The following is a 17,132-nucleotide window of genomic DNA, read 5'->3' as shown; positions in this document are numbered from 1 at the left end:
ACTCGTTGGTGTTTCTGATAACTCTCTTCGTGATACAGCTTTATTCAGATTATTCGCTGGCTATGAGACGCATTGGATAAGAAACTCCAATGGTTCGTCGAACTTCTCGCGACCATCGTACTCTGGAGGATAATAGACCCGTTACTGTCGTACCTGTGGTCGGTAGTCACCTCGGTCCCCTTCGGGGGATTCGGCTTGATACCCACCCTCGACTGGCTCTCGGCAATCTCCCTGGCCGCTTCTATCCTCACGACTTTGGCGTCCATCGCAAGTTTCTCCCGATGGCAGGACCGCAGGAAGGCGAACAGAACTCCGACCGATGTTACTCAAGCCTTCGTCCGCACGCTGTCGCCCGACCTCGAAGTGTCAAACGAGAATATGGCAAGGATGAAGGCATTAAGGCAACAGTTCCCAATGGTCCACATGGACATTCTCAACTATCCTCAGGAGTTTCTTTCAAGAAGCCAATACCATGAATGGGACAACCTCATGAAGCAGAGGATACGCATCGAAGCCCTCTCGCATGGCCGAGATGCCCGAGTCGAGCGTGAAGTCACAAAAGAGGTTCGACATCTCGTAGACCCAATCATGAAATCGAGGAGGAAATACAGATTGAGTATAGGGGAGAGGTTATCGGACTCACTTGGTTCCTCTCGTTGAGAAGGCTTCCGACATAGCATTTGAGATGCTCGTGGTGGGTAGACTTCGGCTTGCCTGATGAATCCCTCTAATCGTTGCATCCAAGGCCTGAGCCGTCGCATTCCTCAGTAGTTCAGCAATGCGATTGGGTCCCGAAGCCTGGTAGAGACCTGCCATTTCGGCGGGAGTCAGCCCTTTGAGTCCTTGATTAGGGCGAAGGAAATTGAACCAAAGGAGCATCCCTAGACGGATAAGGGCGTCGTCTGACTTCCAGCCGCGTTGAGTCTTGGTGCGTTCCCGAACCGTGTTATTGAATCTCTCTGCCCACTCGTTGGCATTCGGGGTCCCAGCTCCAGACTTGATGACGGTGTGTTTGGGCATTACTGCATCGTTGATGAAGGCTCGCTCAATCCCACGGGGTAAGGAGGCCAGCTTGTCTGTGACTATCTCGGAAGGGTTCACCTTAGCGGTAGCCTTAGCCTTCAGGAAGGCCTTCATCGCGTCCACTTCATTCCTGGTCATGCTCATCTCGCATGCGAGAAGGAATCGGGTGCTCTTGTCAAGCACATTCCACAGCCAGCCATATTGACTCCCATCCTCCTCGACCTCACCTCCTTTCTTCTTGACCTTCATCTCGTCCTCGTTCCACCTTCTTCCAAGTTGCGGAACTAGAGTAGAGGTGTACTGGTTCAGTATATCGATTACCTTCCTTATCCACTTCGCAATAGTTTGAAAGGGAATAGAGAGGTCGTAGCGCCCCCAGAAGGCAGAAATCTTTCGGAGGGAGAGCCCGTCGAAGTACAGCTCCAAGGTCGTTAGTTTGATTTCAGTCTTGTACCTAGCTTTCTTGAGAAGAGAGTACTCTGTGAACTTGCGGTTGCAGTCCTTGCAATAGTACCACTGTTTCCCACGCGGCTTGCCGTACCTGATTGTGTTAACAGAACCGCAGATGTAACATGAATTCACATTTTCCCCAAGGACCTTTGGCTTGTTGGTACTCATTGACTCATAGAAGTTCACTGTCAACCAGAACCTGACCGCGTAGCAGTGCTTGCACATCACGACTTCCGTCTTCTGAAAGCTGGGGCATGAACATCTCCATTCGTTTCGGAACAAGATTACCTTGTACGACTGACCCTGACTGGTAAGCGAAGGAACCTCGAAGCTACCATTTGGATTCCCTTTGATACCCCCAGCTTGGAAAATTTTCCATCCCTTCGAGATTACATCTTCCTTCAACCGTCTCCGCAGGGGCAACTCAGGTGCCGCGGAATCTGGAGCTACCGCTGCCTCCAGTGCCACTACGCTCTTGTCGCTAGCCTTACGGGAGTCGACTTGGCCTCCATTCATCAGGTATTCCCCAAGTTTTCGCTGGCCAACCTCAGTGCGTAGATTACGGCCCAGCAATGCTTACAGGGCATCCTCCTGTATTGGTAGTCTTCGCAGGAGCATTCCCACTCCTCCTCGGAATTGCGGGCCACCACGTAGAGTCCTCGATGATTCTCCGAACGGACCTCGTAAGACCCTGATTGTGTCGGCGTCACAGTCCCAGGCCAACTTGCCATCGTCATCCCCTTGATTGCGCGCAGGTCTCTCACTTCTCCGAATACCCCAATATACCCCCCTAAGGTATGAACCCCTAAATACTTTGCGGTACGATGGGGTATGACTGACCGCCGTGGCCAAGAAGCTCAAGACAAGCGTTTCATTGGACAGGGACTTGCTCGCCTGGATAGACGCACAAATCAAGACCAAGAGGTTCAGTAACAGGACGCATGCCATAGAGTTCGCTTTGCAGAGGCTGAAGGACGCAGGCTGAAAGTCGACCATTTTCCGCACCACAATGTTCGATAAATACTATTTAAGACTTACCGTACGATGATGTGCGCCATCATTATGTCGTATAGACGATGCAAAAGGAAGAGTCGGCTGCGATGAAGTCGAAGTATGGGCGACGGATTAGGCCCGAATTTCCTAGGCAAGAGATTCCACTTCAGCAACCGAAGATTCCATCACCAGCAAGGCCGAAGGGAAGGCCTTACCCTGACAAGAATCTATGGCCTAAGGTGGTTGCGGTTCTAAGCGACAATCCCGAGGGCCTTACGATTGCAGAAGCGAGCAAACTGTCTGGAGTAAGGAGGCAGACTGTGGCGGCTTACTTGGAAACGCTCCGCGAACAGGGGATGGTGAGCGTCAGGCCAGTTGGTCGTGCCAAGCTGTATCGCCGAGCCAGCCTGGTTACCCAGTAAGGGCCTACCGCCCTCATACCCCACTATACCGCAATCCATATAATACCCCAATGGGGTAGGTGGGGGTATGGCAACCCGAGTCAAGGTGACATATGAGGGGGCGTTTCTTGAGATGGTCTTCGTGAGGAGCGCGAACGGCGAATTGGAGTTGAATGACATGCAGGTTCTGGGGGTCCTCATTGGGACTCATCCTCTTTTCCAGGAGATTCGTGAAAGGGCGCGACGATTCTCATGGAGCTTGGCTGCCTCTGGTCGAGTCGAGAGGAAAGCGAAGGCTCCGACACTTCCATCAACGAACATAGGTATCGGGGCGAACTAGGGAATGCCCCAAGTCGGCTCGGCTGGTATGATGATTGGAGGTGGTCACCTTCAGGTCCTAAGGGCCTTTGCCGAGAGTCAGGCAATACCCGTCACTACCCAGAGGGCCATTGGATTCCTGTCATCGAGTCCCCAAGGAACGTTCACTCCGACGCCAGAAGTGGAAGAAGCGCTGTCATTTCTCGACTGGCTCTCCAGCAACCAAGAGGTGGCCCTCACAATCAAAGAGGAGCTCTGGGAGAAAATCCGCGTTCAGTCGGAGACGTATAGGGATGTGGCCTGGGAATTCTACTCCAAACGAACTGGGAGAAAGAGGAAGTCCGTTCCTAGATACTATCTTACTGGGTTCTTCCTGACCGCGTCACTCAGTAGCGACTTCTTAAGGCGATGGGCCAATGAGCACCCAAAGTTCGATGAGTACAAAAGGCAAGTCTCAAAGGGTTCGTCTCGAACGGTTGTTCTTTAGCCCGCTCAATCTTGATTCCTTCCAGTTAAAGGGCAAACATGTCGTTGTCCAACCTTCAGATAGGGCGAGGCCCCGCAATGTTCGTGTCCACAGATTTCGCCTGAGTGGCTGAGTATTGCTTTATTAGCCCCACGCATGGACAGCATCGTGTCCATACTTCCTGTCCAAAGGTATATTAACCGTTTCACGTAGGCAAGAGTCAGATTTGACAGCAGTTGGGATTCAAGTTCCAGAAGACCGTCTGAGTAAGGAGGAATACGTCAAGCTTCCAGATTACGAGAAGGAGCACTACCTGAAGAACCTCATCAAGCGAACTGTCGAAGCCAACTACCCAAACGGAATCACAACCAAACAAATCAAGAATGCGCTTGAGATTGACCCGCGTATCCTCGACAAGCATCTCAGCATCATGGTCAAGACGGGCGAAATCTACACATTCAACTACGATAGAACCACCGTCTACTTCCCAAACACCAGGGCGTTGCATGCGGTGTTGGAGAGGAAATTGGAGATTGACGCTGACACCGAGTTCATGACTTATCAGCTGAGGAACAGGCTTGGCGACTTCGTGTATGTGCAAAGGAAGAAGAGAAAGGGATACACCGAGGACGTTGACACCGGCATCATGATTCCTGCGGACAAGTTCCCAGACTTCGTCGAATACCTCAAAGACTGCCTCAATGAGATGTTGAAGAGGAAATGAGTTGAATCTCAGACCAATACATCTGAAGAAGGGCAGGGGCCTTTTCCATGCGCCAGCCGTATTCCTCACGCCAGAAACAAAGACCGACGGTAGAATCCTGCGTTCCGTCAACGACAGATTTCCGTCCCATCCAGGTGAGACGGGCCTGGAACAGATTGAAGGGTTCCTCATTTACGCAAAGGACCACGAGAACGTCACAGAGGGAATGCAATTACGGCAAGAAAGTCTCAGTGGTCGCTCTCTTCTAAGCAAGGCATTTCTGGTTCACCCTGAGCTTGACTTCGCATTCCGAGGGGCCGAGAAGGACAGGGACCTCTACTTCAAGACTGGAATCCTGGACGAGAAGATAATCAGAGCGCTGAAAGTCGCAAAGACTGAGGATACTCCTGTCAAGCGATTGGGCAAGGTCGTGAGAGACGTATACCCACTCATCGACTCCAAGACCTACGCGAACATGATTAGGTATCAACTGGACAAGGATGCCTCGGTTGTGATAATCTCTGGTGTCCCAATAACTTCGACCACCAAGTTCGCGGACCAGATAGAGAAGTGCGGTGACGCAATTCGCGATTCTAATGCCATCCTCAGGAACGTGTTCACTGGCGTTTACGGCAAGATTGACGTAATGAACTGCCTCACGATTAGCGCATCTGTCATCAAGCCTCAGGATTACAACAAGCTAATCGCGACGGCGGTTTCGATGACCCCTGACCAAATAGGTATCAGACTTGTAAACATGGATGATTCTAACGAAAGCCAGGTCAACAATGTCTTCAACTTCTTCTCTGAGATGTATAGGGCCATGAAGTCTTCAGGCGCCAGGAATCCGATTCATATCATGAACATGGACCATCTAAGTTACATCGGATGGTGTTATGGGGTTTCGGCTGTCTCACTCCCCATTTCTACGGACCCCTACTTCTTCGGGCGCAGAAGTGAAGAAGCGCCCCCCAAGAATGGGGTCTACTACAACACGGAGGATATGACATATGACACTTTCGAAGAACTTCACCGAAAGATGAGACCGACCTATCTACTTCCCTGCTACTGCCCGATATGCAAGGTGTTCCTCACGATTCCGAAGGCGGAACAGGCGATGAGGTGGAACGAGTTTAGACGGATGCACGAAGTGCTTGTGAGGAATATCGAACTGAAGGTCATCAGGGAAGCTCCAACGCGCATTGACGTCGCCCTTCGGGAGAGGCTTTTGAGGTCCAAGAAGCTCGGTTGGACTCAATTCATTCCAGACAAGCCCATAATCGCCTTCGCCGAGACTGAACTCTAACGGGGTAGAAGAGATTGGTCGAAATAGAGTATCGCCCGTATCAAAAGATTGTCGTTCACGAAGTCAAGAAAGTGGACGTCCCAGGGTTCTTTCAAGGGGTAATCGCCCAAGTCGAAGCCCAAAAGCAAAGTGGCGTCCCCGCTGTCAGCTGGATAGACGGGGTCGCTTTCGTTATCGTCCCCTTCGGGGCAACGCCCGAAACCGTGGAAGAGAATCTCAAAGGCATAGTTCACTATGCACTGGTTCTCTTCACAGAAACAAGTTTCCAAGAGGAAAAGAAAGTAACCATGGGAGGACGGGAATTTGTTGTCAAGCTGGCCAAGGCCGACAGCAACCCGAATCTCGTGGAACTTGTCAAGTTCCTAAAGTCATGGGGATGATAGGTCTGAACAGAACGTGAACGGACGACAGATAGCCGACGAAATAAGATATTGGGTCGCTGTTTCTGTCAGGGGATATGCTGATTGGACAATAGGAATTACCAATGACCCAGAACGCCGAAGCGGGGAACATCAGAGCGAGGGTGACAATGTCAGGAGGTGGAGACAATGGCAGGCAGATAGCAAGGTCGTAGCGCAGGAAGTGGAAGCTTTCTTCAAGAAAATGGGAATGAAGGGTGACCTGGGTGGAGGAAACGAAGACTCAGTCTTCGTCTACATCTTCTAATCCTTATGAAATCAACCGACTTTTTTACACCACCCTGAATCTCAAGCGTCAACCACAGACTTTACAGAGCCGAACTAAGCATGTTAGAGACATCAGGTTTGACGGCTCAGTTCACAACAACAAGATGGAGAGGCTCAACGGCGAGCTACGAGACAGAGAGAAAGTGATGAGGGGGGCTTAAGAGGACAGACACGCCTATTCTGACTGGATACCAACTGTTCCACAACTACGTCAGACCTCACGACGCTCTAAACGGAGCAACCCCTGCCGAGAAGTGCGGAATCAAGATTGAGGGCGAGAACAAGTGGAAGACCTTGATTCAGAACGCTACCAATGAGACAAATAATGGGTCTTTGAAGGTCTCCCGCGAGAACACAACTTGAAGGTAATTCGCCTAAGACAGATAATCACACACAAGAGCCCCACAAGAAGGGAAATCGTCGATGAATACACCCTGCTGAATGACGGAGACCAAGAACAGACCCATGTCATTGTCGAGGCCTACGCTTACAAGGCGAACCTACACATCTACGACAGCAATGCAGGAGAGCTTGCGCTCTACACCAACGACCTTGTAAAGGAATATCTGAGGAAGCAAGATGATTCTCTCGCCAGTGAGCTTGTGAACAGCATTGAAACCCACTCGAAATACGTGCAGTGGATAATCCTCCCGAAGGACAGGGCCATAGGAGTGGGGGAGACGCGGATAATCCGTTTTAGTTATGCCGACGGCAAGCAAGCTTTCTCACGAATAACGAGGACCATCTTCAGTCTCCCAATTTTCAAGGTCGCAAAAACAGTTTCGCCTTCAGATACCTACATGTCGCATTTCACCATCATACCCCCCGAAGGATTCGAAATCTCTGTTGGAAAGCGGAGCGTTGTCGAGATGATGCCCGATGGACAAAAGATTCCTCTGGGGGACTCTCATAGGTATCACGAAACCGTTGGGGTCGAACTTCTCGAATTTGCACTTCCTATCAGACAGAACACCGTTGACTTCGAAACAAGTTATTCAATCATTCCTGAAAGAGCCGAAAGGGACCTGCTTAGGTTCTTCTTCTACGGCTTGTATTTTCTGTCGGTTGGCCTGTCAGCTCTCGCTCTCGAAATTTCCCCCGCATCAGTGACAAAGGAAGTGGCAAACGCTTTCACAGTCTTGGATGCTTCCATCTTTGCAGTCTGTATCGGTTTCATAGGCCTCGTGACAAATCCCTTGACGCATAGGATGAAGTTCGCAATGGTCCTCCCAATGACAGTTTCAGCCTTAACAGCGCTCATAATCGCCCTGAAAGGCTGAGCGCATCTTAAATATCAAAGACATCATAGTGTTGACGGCAACAATGGCTCCGTCATTGCCCTACGAGAAATTCAAGGAGATTCTCATGAGGGTTGACCCACCAGTGACTGGACCAAGCACGAAAAAGTCTCTGGACTGAAGGGTTAACCCGTCCCAATTTTCTTAGGAATAACTCATGGCACGGAACTTTCAGAACCCAATCACACAACGCATTTATCACCTAACTCCTGGCTTCCAGCCATGACGAGATTCAAGTGCAACAGAGTAAAGAATCACACAACTGGGAAGCCTTCGACCCTTTTTCATGTTCACGAGAATCAGGATGGAACGTATACTATCACTTGCTGGTATTCCGCAAAATGCGACTTCCAGATGCGAGTAGAGAAACTGGATTAGCCTGTCAACCGACTTTTTACAATACCCTGAACTCGGTCAGTCAACCGCAGACTTTACAGAGCCAGATGACGCTATGCCCTTATGCAGGCCCAAGCCTGCTCTTGCCCAACTCATCCAAGAGTGGACCGAAGTACTCAAGAGGTGATTTAGATTGGAAATCCTGGGGAATCTCAGTGTTGCGAGGAAGCTCCTGCTCGGAGTCGCTACCGTAATCTACCTTGCAGGTACTTTTGGAATAGCACAGACTGCTCTTGCGATAGGGTTCGAGGCATGGCAAGTTACGATACTCATTGCCTTGTACTCGGTCCTTCTCATAGTCGTCGGCTGGGTCATCTACAACTTCGAAACGCAATAGGCTCCAACCACTTCATTCGAGGTAAGCGGGGTAATCGCCACCCCAATGCGACACCACAATGCGACACCCTCACAAGATGACAGTGTACATTTTTGGCTACGAATGTCTATTAACCCGACGACAGTCAGATTCTTCGAGAGCCATGGGTGATCGCTTTTGGGCCGCTGCTGGCATCCGCCCCCCTGAACCTCTCGGCTAAGCGCCTCGAACTGGCGCTCTCCCCAAAGGAACTCTTCGTAAGGCTTCAATCGACCTACAGGGACTGCTACCTCCTCGAATCGGCCAAGGGCAAGTCCAGGCTCGCGGAGTACTCCTTCCTGGGGTTCGAGCCAGACTTCGTTGCTACGGCAAAGGACGGGAGGATGGAGCTCGAGGGGCCGGGCGGTAACTCGAAGGACAGGGTCGAGGTTGATGACCCCCTCGAGGAGTTGAAGAGGATGGTGCGCCCGAACTCGGTCAGCGGGCTCTTCAGGTTCATCGGGGGAGCGGTGGGATATGCGTCGTACGATTCTGTCAGGTACTGGGAAGAGATTCCACGCAGTTCGGTCGACGACCTGGGACTCCCCGACATGCAGTTCGGCATCTACACGGACGGGGTGGTCTTTGACCACGCGCGGAGAGAGGCGTACTACTACACTCTGGGCAAGAGCAGGTTGGAGGAGGTCCTGGACGCTGCCAAAGGCATGGACAACAGGTCGCCTACGAGGGCCTCGGAGCCGAAGGCAAACGTCCCTCAGGAGCGCTTCGAGGAGAACGTGCTAAAGGCGAAGGAGCACATCGAGGCGGGGGACATCTTCCAGGTTGTGCTCTCCAAGCGCCATGACATGGAAGTAGAGGGCGACCTTACGGGGTTCTACGAGGCGCTGAGCGAGGTCAATCCGTCTCCATACATGTACTTCCTGAAGTTCGGGGACAGGAGGATCGTCGGGTCAAGCCCCGAGATGCTCGTGAGGGTGGAGGACGGCCGGATAGAGACTTATCCGATAGCCGGTACAAGGCCGAGGGTCGAAGACGAGGCCGAGAACGCGCGGCTAAGGAAGGAGCTCGCGGAGGACCCGAAGGAGGTCGCGGAGCACGTGATGCTCGTCGACCTCGCGAGGAACGACATTGGGAGGGTCTCGAGGTACGGTTCTGTCAAGGTCCCCGAGCTGATGTCTGTGGAGCAGTACAGCCACGTCCAGCACATGGTCACCCACGTCGTCGGGGAGCTCCGCAGCGGCTGTGACTCGTACGACGCCCTGAGGGCGGTCTTCCCTGCGGGGACAGTGTCAGGCGCCCCCAAGGTGCGAGCCATGGAGATCGTCGAGGAGCTCGAGGGGAGGCGAAGGGGCCCATACGCGGGGGCCGTAGGATACTTCTCGTTCAACGGGAACGCGGACTTTGCGATCACGATCAGGACGCTGGTGGCGGACGGCTCGAAGGCCTCGGTCCAGGCAGGCGCGGGGATAGTGGCTGACTCGGTGCCGGCCACGGAGTGGAGGGAGTCTGAGGCGAAGGCCCGCGGCCTGCTTTCTGCGATGAAGCTCGCGGAGGAGAGGTCTGCTTGAAGGTCCTGATCCTGGACAACTACGACTCCTTCGTCTACAACCTCGCCCAGTACGTGGGAGCGCTCGGAGCCGAGCCTGTCGTAGTGAGGAACGACAAAGTGACCGCGGCTGAGGTCGAAGAGATGGGGCCGGACAGGATCATCGTCTCGCCGGGGCCCGGCCACCCGGGGGACGGGAGGAGCTTCGGAGTCTGCACCGAGATACTCAGGGGGATAAGCAGGGAAGTGCCGACCCTGGGCGTCTGTCTGGGACACCAGGGGATCGGCTACGCGTTCGGGGCCAAGATAGGACGAGCGACCAGGGTAACGCACGGCAAGACCAGCAGGATTGTGCACGACGGCAAGGGGGTCCTGGCCGGTGTCGGCAACCCGGTGCAGGCGACGAGATACCATTCGCTGGTCGTCAGCAAGGAAGAGCTTCCGTCCGAGCTGAAGATTACGGCGTTCTCGTTGGAGGACGCGGAGATAATGGGGATCAGGCATGCGAAGTATCCGATAGAGGGCCTTCAGTTCCATCCGGAATCGGTGATGACGCCGGAGGGGATGAAGATCGTGAGGAACTTCCTGGAGAAGGGGGTGGAGGCTTGATCCAGCAGGCGATCGAAGAGCTCGTCGAGGGAAGGGACCTCTCGCCAGAAGAGGTCGGGGAAACCGTGAGGGAGATTGCGGACTCCAGGGCGACGCCCGCACAGGTCGGGGCCTTCCTGGCGGCACTGAGGCAGAAGGGAGAGACTCCGGCGGAGCTCGCGGCCTTTGCTTCTACTCTGAGGGAGTACAGCGTCCGGATCTCGCCGAGGGTGCGTGGGAGGCTGGTCGACACCTGCGGGACGGGGGGGGACAGGGTCAAGACCTTCAACGTGAGCACGCTCTCCGCAGTGGTCGCAGCCGGGGCCGGGGCGAGCGTTGCGAAACACGGCAACAGGTCCGTGACTAGCAAGTGCGGTAGCGCTGACCTCCTGGAGCGTTTGGGATTCAACCTGGACATGAAGCCGGAGGCGGTCAAGGCGAGCATCGAGGAGATTGGTCTCGGTTTCATGTTTGCCCCCACATTCCACCCCGCGATGAAGGCAGTGGGGCCCGTGAGGAGGGAGCTGGGGGTCAGGACTATCTTCAACCTGATGGGGCCCTTGCTGAATCCCGCCGGCGCGAGTGCCCAGGTAGTCGGGGTCTACGACCCGGGGCTCGTAGCGAAGGTGGCAGAGGCTCTTGGAAGGTCAGGGGTCCAGGAAGCCATGGTGGTGCACGGGCTGGAGGGGATGGACGAGATTTCAATCGAAGGCGAGACGGCGGTGGCGAGGCTCAGGGGCGGCGAGGTCAAGGTCGGCTCCTTGTCTCCTCAAGACTTTGGCATTCAGAAGACCAAGGTTCCGGTCGGAGAGGTCCAGAGCGTCGAGGACGGGGCGAGGGTGGCGATCGAAGTGCTGGGAGGCGGAATGCGCGGTTCGCCGACTGAGAAGATGGTCCTGGTCAACTCAGCGGCGGCGCTGGTGGTCGGAGGGCTTGCGGATGACGTGGGCGACGCCATGGATCTTGCGCGGGCCTCACTAGAGGGCGGTGAGGCCCTCAAGAAGTTGAGGCAGCTAGTTGAAGCCAGCGGAGGGGACAGCTCAAGGGTCGAGGTCTATGCAGCCAGCTCCTAGCACATTCTTGGAGGAGCTTGTCCAATCGGCCCTGGCGAGAGTCAGGAGCGGCTACTACTCGGTAGAGGGCACGCGCACGCGAGACCGCAGGAGCCTCGTGACGGCCCTGAGGAAGGAGGGCAGGGTGCCGCTGGTGGCGGAGGTGAAGTTCACTTCTCCGGCTGAGGGGGTCCTGCGAAAGCCTGTGGAGGTGGGGTCGATCGCGAAGGCCTACGAGCGCGGAGGGGCTGCCGGCATCTCGGTCCTGACCGAGCCCGACCACTTCGACGGGCGCCTCGATTATCTTGAGGAGTCCGCGGCCGCAGTAGGCATCCCCGTGATGATGAAGGACGTCGTCCTGGACGAGGTCCAGGTCCAGGCCGCACAGAGGCTGGGTGCGGACGCGATTCTGCTCATTTCGTCCGCGTTCCCCGGCCCACAGGGCAAGGAAAGGCTTCGGGAGCTCGTGTCCGCGGGACATGATAATGGACTGGAGGTCGTCGTGGAGGCGCACGGTGAGGACGAATACCGGGCAGCCTTCGAGACAGAGGCGGACGCAGTCGGGATAAACAACAGGGACCTGGACACGCTCCGGGTCTCGCTGGAGGTCTCGAGGCGGCTCTTGTCCCTCGGACTGAGCGGAAAGCCGGTCATCTGCGAGAGTGGGATCCGGACGAGGGCCGAGGTCGACATGCTGAGGCGGCTCGGCGCAGACGGTTTCCTCGTAGGGTCTGCGCTGATGCGGTCTCAAGACCCGGAGGAGGCCCTGAGGACGCTGTCGGTGTTGTAGAGTGGTCAGGGTCAAGATCTGCGGGCTCACTAGGGAGGAGGACGTGTCGGCGGCGGTCCGCGCAGGAGCAGATGCGGTCGGGTTCATCAGTGGCTTTCCCAAGTCCCCTCGAAACGTCACCTTCGCCTCAGCCGGGAGGTTGATGCGCCGGGTACCGCCGTTCGTGGACAGGGTCCTGGTCACGACTGTCGAGGCGGTCGTCCAGGACATTGACGCCATCCGCATGATGGGATTGGACGCAATTCAGCTCTATGGACAGCATCCCGACTTCCGTGAGTTGAGGAGACAGGTCGACGCGATGATGATCAGGCCCTATCTGATTGGAGGGCCCCAAAACGGCTTGAAAGAGCTGGACAAGTTTGATGCGGTCCTCTCCGACACCTTCGTAGACGGCAAGCAAGGGGGGACAGGAAAGACGTCTGACTGGGCTGCCTGCAGAAGGCTGAGAGAAACCTTAGCGCCGATGCCGTTCATCCTATCTGGAGGCCTCAACCCGATGAACGTTGCCGACGCAATCGCATCTGTCGCGCCCTTCGCGGTCGATGCGTCATCTGGCGTGGAGTCGTCGCCAGGCATCAAGGACGTGGCGAAGATCGAGGCGTTCGTGGAGGCGGCGGCGAGGTGGGCTGGGGCATGACCAGGGGGAGGTTCGGGAAGTTCGGAGGACAGTACATCCCGGAGACTTTGGTACCGGCAGTCATCGAGCTGGAGGAGGCCTACAGGAGACTGAGCAAGGAGAAGGGGTTCAAGTCCGAGCTCAGGGCTCTTCTGAGGGACTATGCCGGGAGGCCGACCCCGCTCTACTTTGCCTCCAACCTTACGAAGAGAGGCAGGGGAGCCCGGATCTTCCTGAAGAGGGAGGACCTGCTTCACGGCGGAGCGCACAAGATCAACAACACCATCGGTCAAGGCCTGCTCGCCAAGAAGATGGGCAAGAAGAGGGTCATAGCTGAGACCGGAGCCGGCCAGCATGGCGTGGCGACGGCGATGGCCTGCGCAGCCCTCGGGCTGAAGTGCGAGGTCTACATGGGGGCTGAGGACATCCGTAGGCAGAAGCTCAACGTCGTCAGGATGGACCTCCTGGGCGCTGAGGTCCACAGCGTGGAGGCAGGCACGAAGACCCTCAAGGACGCGATAAACGAGGCGCTGAGGGACTGGGTGGCAAACATCCAGGACACGTACTATCTCATCGGGTCAGTCGTCGGCCCTCATCCCTACCCGATGATGGTCAGAGACTTCCAGAGCGTGATTGGAAAGGAGATCGTGACCCAGTCGAAAAGCGCCCTGGGCGGGCTCCCCAACGCGGCGGTCGCATGCGTGGGGGGAGGGAGCAATGCGATGGGGACCTTCTACCCCCTTGCGGGCAGGAAGGAGGTGAAGTTGTACGGGGTGGAGGCAGGGGGGACCGGACCGAAGGACAACGCGGCCACCCTCGCGTATGGAAGGCCGGGGGTCGTCCATGGGATGATGACGTACGTTCTGCAGGACCCCGAAGGACAGATCGGTGAGACCCACAGCGTCGCTGCCGGTCTCGACTATCCCGGGGTCGGTCCCGAACACTCGTATCTGAAGGATGCGGGCCTGGTGGAGTACGTGCATGCTTCTGACGAGGAGGCAGTCCGCGCGTTCCATCAACTCTCGAGGGACGAGGGGATCCTTCCCGCCCTGGAGTCGGCCCACGCGGTAGCTTTCGCGCTGAAGCTCGCGAAGACCATGGGCAGCGAGAGGAGCTTAGTGGTGACCCTGTCTGGGAGGGGCGACAAAGACGTCGAGGTGGTCAGGAGCAGGGGGAGGACGGCGGCTTGAGCAGGATTTCAGAGGCAATCATGGGCTCGGCCGGAGGCCTCGTCGCGTACGTGATGGGCGGGGACCCGGGCCTCGGAAGGAGCGAACGAGCCATCGAGGCCGTGCTTCGAGGCGGTGCCGACGTCTTGGAGGTGGGGGTCCCGTTCTCCGACCCGATCGCAGACGGTAAGTCCATCCAGGCTGCGTCGGTCAGGGCGCTCGGAGCCAGGACGACCCCAGGGGACGTGCTCGAGCTGGTCGCCCGGGTCAGGAAGAGATTCGACTCGCCGATCGCCTTGATGTCCTACTTCAACCCGATCCTGTCCAAGGGTCCGACCAGGTTCCTCGAGGAGGCGAAAGAGAGCGGAGTGGACGGGCTCATCGTGCCTGACCTGCCACTTGAGGAGGCGGGCGCCTTCGGGCGGAGCGCGCGCAGGAGAGGGATCGACTCGATACTCCTTGCGACCCCGACGACTTCGGGGGTGAGGATGAAGGAGATCGTTCGCAACACCTCTGGATTTCTGTACCTCGTCTCCCTCCTTGGGGTGACCGGAGCAAGAGAGGAGCTGGGGGCTCGGACTTCGGACCTGGTCAGGCTCGCCAAGAAGACGACGGAAGGCAGGGTGCCGCTTGCTGTGGGGTTCGGGATCTCGAAGCCCGGACACGTCAAAGCAGTCATAGGGGCGGGGGCGGACGCAGCTATTGTAGGGAGTGCCATAGTGGATAGGATCGCGGCTTCGAATGGAGAGATGCGGTCTGTGCAAGCCTACGTCCGGTCGATGAAGAACGCAGCCATGTCATCTGCCTAGACCAGCGAATAGACGGCCCGCAGCGAACCTTGGAGCTCGGAACGGCTCTGCCTCTTTGAAGTGCCTTCGTAGCTCCGCTGGAGGCCCTTCGAGTCGTTCTTGGCGAGGAGACCCTGCAGCCTAGTCAGTTCTCCCACCATCGAAGAGAGGGTTTCGCGGGCGTAGGGATTCAGTGTCTGGATGGAAGAGAAGAGCGAGGGATCCTGGGAGAGGGTCGCTCTGGCGACTGACAGCTGGGCCGATGCGATGGGCGAGGCTGCGCGGCCGAATTGCTCGAGCCCCATCCCCTTTGCGATAGTGGAGAGGAAGGCGAGGTTGGTCAGCTGGACCAGCGAAAGGACGTAGGCCATCGCCCTGTCGTGTCCCTGCTGGCTCATGGGTATCAGCACCGACCGGGGGAAGAGCCTACGCGCGGAAGCTATGTCGCTCCGCCCGCCAATGACGCAGAACTTCATCCCGACGCGCCGCGCTGCGGGGCCGAATAGAGGATGAATGGAGAGGAGGCGGGCGCCTGTCAGGGATACTGCGAGCCTCAGGGGCCTGAGGGAATTCCCTTTGACCGAACTGATCTCGATCAGCGTAGAGCCCTTCCGAAGATGCCTCGAAACGCGCCGGACTACGGCCAACGTCTTAGGCATCGGGACGGCGACGAGGACGATGTCGGCCCTCTCTGCCGCTTCCTTGGTCGAGCGGGCCAGGGTGAGACCCTTGACCGGATGGTCGGGAGGTGACAGGTCGTACCCTACGACTTCGTCCCCCCTTGCGACGAAGTACGATGCGAAGAACCTGCCCATCGCGCCCGATGAGCCGAGGACAGCGACCTTCAAGCGAGGAGCCCCCCGATTCGAGAGACGCCTTCGAGAACTGTCTCTTCCGGCTGCCCCAGGGAGATTCTGAAGAAGTCGTGGTAGTCGCCGAACGAGGTGCCCGGAGTCACGCTGACGCCCTTCTCGAGCAGGTCGTCACAGAACCTCTCCCCGCCGCCTCTGTACCTCTTCAGACGAGGGAAGAAGTACATCGCCCCTTCGGGCTTGGTGAACTCGAGGGAGGGGATCTCCGCGAGGGCTTCGGAGACAGCCTCGATCCTTGAGCGAATTGTCTTCACGTTCCTGCGGACCTCAAGGTCAGCCTTGAGCGCCTCGATTGCCCCGTACTGGATGAACTCCGGCACAGAGGTCACAGTCAGGGAGGCGACCTTGGCCATCGAGGAGATGGTCTCCTTGGAGGAGACTGCGTATCCGACTCGGAACCCGGTCATCGCCCAGGTCTTGGAGAAGGATGCGGTGAGGACGAACTTCCTCGGGGGAGAGTCAAGGACACTGGGACACTTGCGATAAGAGTACTCGTTGTAGATCTCGTCGCTGATGACCGTGAGGTCCTTCTCGTCGGCGAGCCGCATAATGGATTTGTAGAGGCGCGGGTCGATTATCTTCCCCGTGGGGTTGTTGGGGAAGCTCAGGATGAGGGCCCTGGTATTGGGACGGACCGCGCTTTCTATCTCCTCCAAGGAAGGGGCCCACTTCCCCTCCAGCGTAGTGCGGATCGTGATCGGCTTTGCGTGGAGGTGATTGAGGATTTCCCTGTAGGCTGGCCAGTTTGGCTCGAGAACGATGGCGCTCTCCCCCTCGTGGACTGTGCTGGCGAGGGCGGCGTAAACTGCGAACCTCCCGCTCGGGGTCGCCATCACCTGGTCGGGGTCGACCTGGGTGCCCTGCTTTCTCTTGACGTATTCTCTGATTGCCGTCAGGAGTTCTGGTATTCCGCGGGGACCAGTGTAGTGGGTCTTGAACCCCAAGAGGGCCTCGGTGCAGGCTTCTAGGACTCGCTTTGGAGGGCGGAAGTCCGGCTCCCCTACGTCGAGCCTGATCACCCTCACGCCCTTGCTCTGGAGGGCCATCGCTTTGGCTGCCCTGAGCATCGGAGAGGGAAGGTCTGAGAGGCCCTGGGTCTTCTTTGACTCTTCGAGGAGGACGCGGAAGATCCTGAGCCCCGCCGACCTCTCCAGGCCGGAGTGGTCGCACTCGGAGAGGACTTGCTTGAGCAGCGCGTCCTCCACTCTCTCGTCCTCCGCGGGAAGGGACTGACTTGACTTTAGGGCCCCGACCCTACGGGCGAGCTTGTTGCGCTGTCCTGCCAGCTTGATGATCTCTCGCGTGGTCTCCGCGATCTGGGTCCTGAGCTCGGAGATGGATCCCTGCGACTCCAA

20 protein-coding genes are annotated in these 17,132 nt (G+C 56.8%); 16 read left to right on the top strand and 4 right to left on the bottom strand.

What is annotated here, in order from left to right; all coding sequences use genetic code 11:
* Positions 1 to 72 precede the first annotated feature (72 nt).
* Positions 73 to 660 carry a hypothetical protein gene (locus tag HY247_07365; protein QQG48552.1) on the top strand — a complete coding sequence of 196 codons (588 nt, stop codon included), beginning with the start codon at positions 73 to 75 and terminating at the stop codon, positions 658 to 660.
* Here HY247_07365 and HY247_07360 read toward each other — a convergent pair.
* Together HY247_07360 and HY247_07355 are read right to left on the bottom strand one after the other, a co-directional pair.
* A complete protein-coding gene (locus HY247_07360; protein QQG48551.1) occupies positions 640 to 1,878 on the bottom strand; it encodes a DDE-type integrase/transposase/recombinase in 1,239 nt (412 codons plus the stop codon). The genes HY247_07365 and HY247_07360 overlap by 21 nt on opposite strands.
* A 110-nt stretch (positions 1,879 to 1,988) precedes the next feature.
* Positions 1,989 to 2,237, bottom strand: coding sequence for an SWIM zinc finger family protein (locus HY247_07355; protein ID QQG48550.1), 249 nt, complete (start codon positions 2,235 to 2,237; stop codon positions 1,989 to 1,991).
* 80 nt (positions 2,238 to 2,317) lie between these two features.
* On the opposite strand from HY247_07355, the gene HY247_07350 reads away from it, so the two are divergent.
* The 15 genes from HY247_07350 (at position 2,318) to HY247_07280 (ending at position 14,926) form a co-directional block, all read left to right on the top strand.
* Complete coding sequence (locus tag HY247_07350; protein QQG48549.1) at positions 2,318 to 2,458, top strand: hypothetical protein; 141 nt, start codon at positions 2,318 to 2,320, stop codon at positions 2,456 to 2,458.
* 752 nt (positions 2,459 to 3,210) lie between these two features.
* Positions 3,211 to 3,672: a hypothetical protein gene (locus tag HY247_07345; protein ID QQG48548.1), complete on the top strand. Its 462-nt coding sequence runs from the start codon at positions 3,211 to 3,213 to the stop codon at positions 3,670 to 3,672.
* 205 nt (positions 3,673 to 3,877) lie between these two features.
* The gene (locus tag HY247_07340; protein ID QQG48547.1) at positions 3,878 to 4,375 is read left to right on the top strand and encodes a hypothetical protein; all 498 of its coding nucleotides are present in this window, start codon (positions 3,878 to 3,880) and stop codon (positions 4,373 to 4,375) included.
* Between the two features lies 1 nt (position 4,376).
* Positions 4,377 to 5,660, top strand: coding sequence for a hypothetical protein (locus tag HY247_07335; GenBank protein ID QQG48546.1), 1,284 nt, complete (start codon positions 4,377 to 4,379; stop codon positions 5,658 to 5,660).
* Positions 5,661 to 5,674: 14 nt separating this feature from the next.
* Complete coding sequence (locus HY247_07330) at positions 5,675 to 6,040, top strand: hypothetical protein (protein ID QQG48545.1); 366 nt, start codon at positions 5,675 to 5,677, stop codon at positions 6,038 to 6,040.
* Between the two features lie 16 nt (positions 6,041 to 6,056).
* A complete protein-coding gene (locus HY247_07325) occupies positions 6,057 to 6,326 on the top strand; it encodes a hypothetical protein (GenBank protein QQG48544.1) in 270 nt (89 codons plus the stop codon).
* 379 nt (positions 6,327 to 6,705) lie between these two features.
* Positions 6,706 to 7,626: a hypothetical protein gene (locus tag HY247_07320; protein QQG48543.1), complete on the top strand. Its 921-nt coding sequence runs from the start codon at positions 6,706 to 6,708 to the stop codon at positions 7,624 to 7,626.
* Between the two features lie 547 nt (positions 7,627 to 8,173).
* Positions 8,174 to 8,377, top strand: coding sequence for a hypothetical protein (locus HY247_07315; protein ID QQG48542.1), 204 nt, complete (start codon positions 8,174 to 8,176; stop codon positions 8,375 to 8,377).
* A gap of 146 nt (positions 8,378 to 8,523) precedes the next feature.
* Positions 8,524 to 9,924, top strand: a complete 1,401-nt coding sequence (trpE, locus tag HY247_07310; GenBank protein ID QQG48541.1) for an anthranilate synthase component I — start codon at positions 8,524 to 8,526, stop codon at positions 9,922 to 9,924.
* Complete coding sequence (locus tag HY247_07305) at positions 9,921 to 10,511, top strand: aminodeoxychorismate/anthranilate synthase component II (protein ID QQG48540.1); 591 nt, start codon at positions 9,921 to 9,923, stop codon at positions 10,509 to 10,511. The genes trpE and HY247_07305 overlap by 4 nt, the downstream gene beginning before the upstream one ends.
* Entirely contained in the window at positions 10,508 to 11,563 is a 1,056-nt protein-coding gene (gene trpD / locus HY247_07300; protein ID QQG48539.1) for an anthranilate phosphoribosyltransferase, read from the top strand. The genes HY247_07305 and trpD overlap by 4 nt, the downstream gene beginning before the upstream one ends.
* The gene (locus tag HY247_07295) at positions 11,547 to 12,332 is read left to right on the top strand and encodes an indole-3-glycerol-phosphate synthase (GenBank protein ID QQG48538.1); all 786 of its coding nucleotides are present in this window, start codon (positions 11,547 to 11,549) and stop codon (positions 12,330 to 12,332) included. Before trpD ends, HY247_07295 begins: the two co-directional genes overlap by 17 nt.
* Before the next feature lies 1 nt (position 12,333).
* Complete coding sequence (locus HY247_07290; GenBank protein ID QQG48537.1) at positions 12,334 to 12,969, top strand: phosphoribosylanthranilate isomerase; 636 nt, start codon at positions 12,334 to 12,336, stop codon at positions 12,967 to 12,969.
* Positions 12,966 to 14,138 (top strand): tryptophan synthase subunit beta, encoded by a 1,173-nt coding sequence (gene trpB, locus HY247_07285; GenBank protein ID QQG48536.1) that lies wholly within the window; start codon positions 12,966 to 12,968, stop codon positions 14,136 to 14,138. The genes HY247_07290 and trpB overlap by 4 nt, the downstream gene beginning before the upstream one ends.
* Complete coding sequence (locus HY247_07280) at positions 14,135 to 14,926, top strand: tryptophan synthase subunit alpha (GenBank protein ID QQG48535.1); 792 nt, start codon at positions 14,135 to 14,137, stop codon at positions 14,924 to 14,926. Before trpB ends, HY247_07280 begins: the two co-directional genes overlap by 4 nt.
* On the opposite strand, the gene HY247_07275 is transcribed toward HY247_07280, so the two are convergent.
* A complete protein-coding gene (locus HY247_07275) occupies positions 14,923 to 15,753 on the bottom strand; it encodes a prephenate dehydrogenase (protein QQG48534.1) in 831 nt (276 codons plus the stop codon). The genes HY247_07280 and HY247_07275 overlap by 4 nt on opposite strands.
* Positions 15,750 to 17,132, bottom strand: coding sequence for an aminotransferase class I/II-fold pyridoxal phosphate-dependent enzyme (locus HY247_07270; GenBank protein QQG48533.1), 1,383 nt, complete (start codon positions 17,130 to 17,132; stop codon positions 15,750 to 15,752). Before HY247_07270 ends, HY247_07275 begins: the two co-directional genes overlap by 4 nt.

The organism is archaeon (genome assembly GCA_016432545.1).
In the GTDB taxonomy this organism is placed as follows: domain Archaea; phylum Thermoproteota; class Nitrososphaeria; order Nitrososphaerales; family Gagatemarchaeaceae; genus UBA183.
This window is presented reverse-complemented; position numbering and strand designations above follow the sequence as displayed.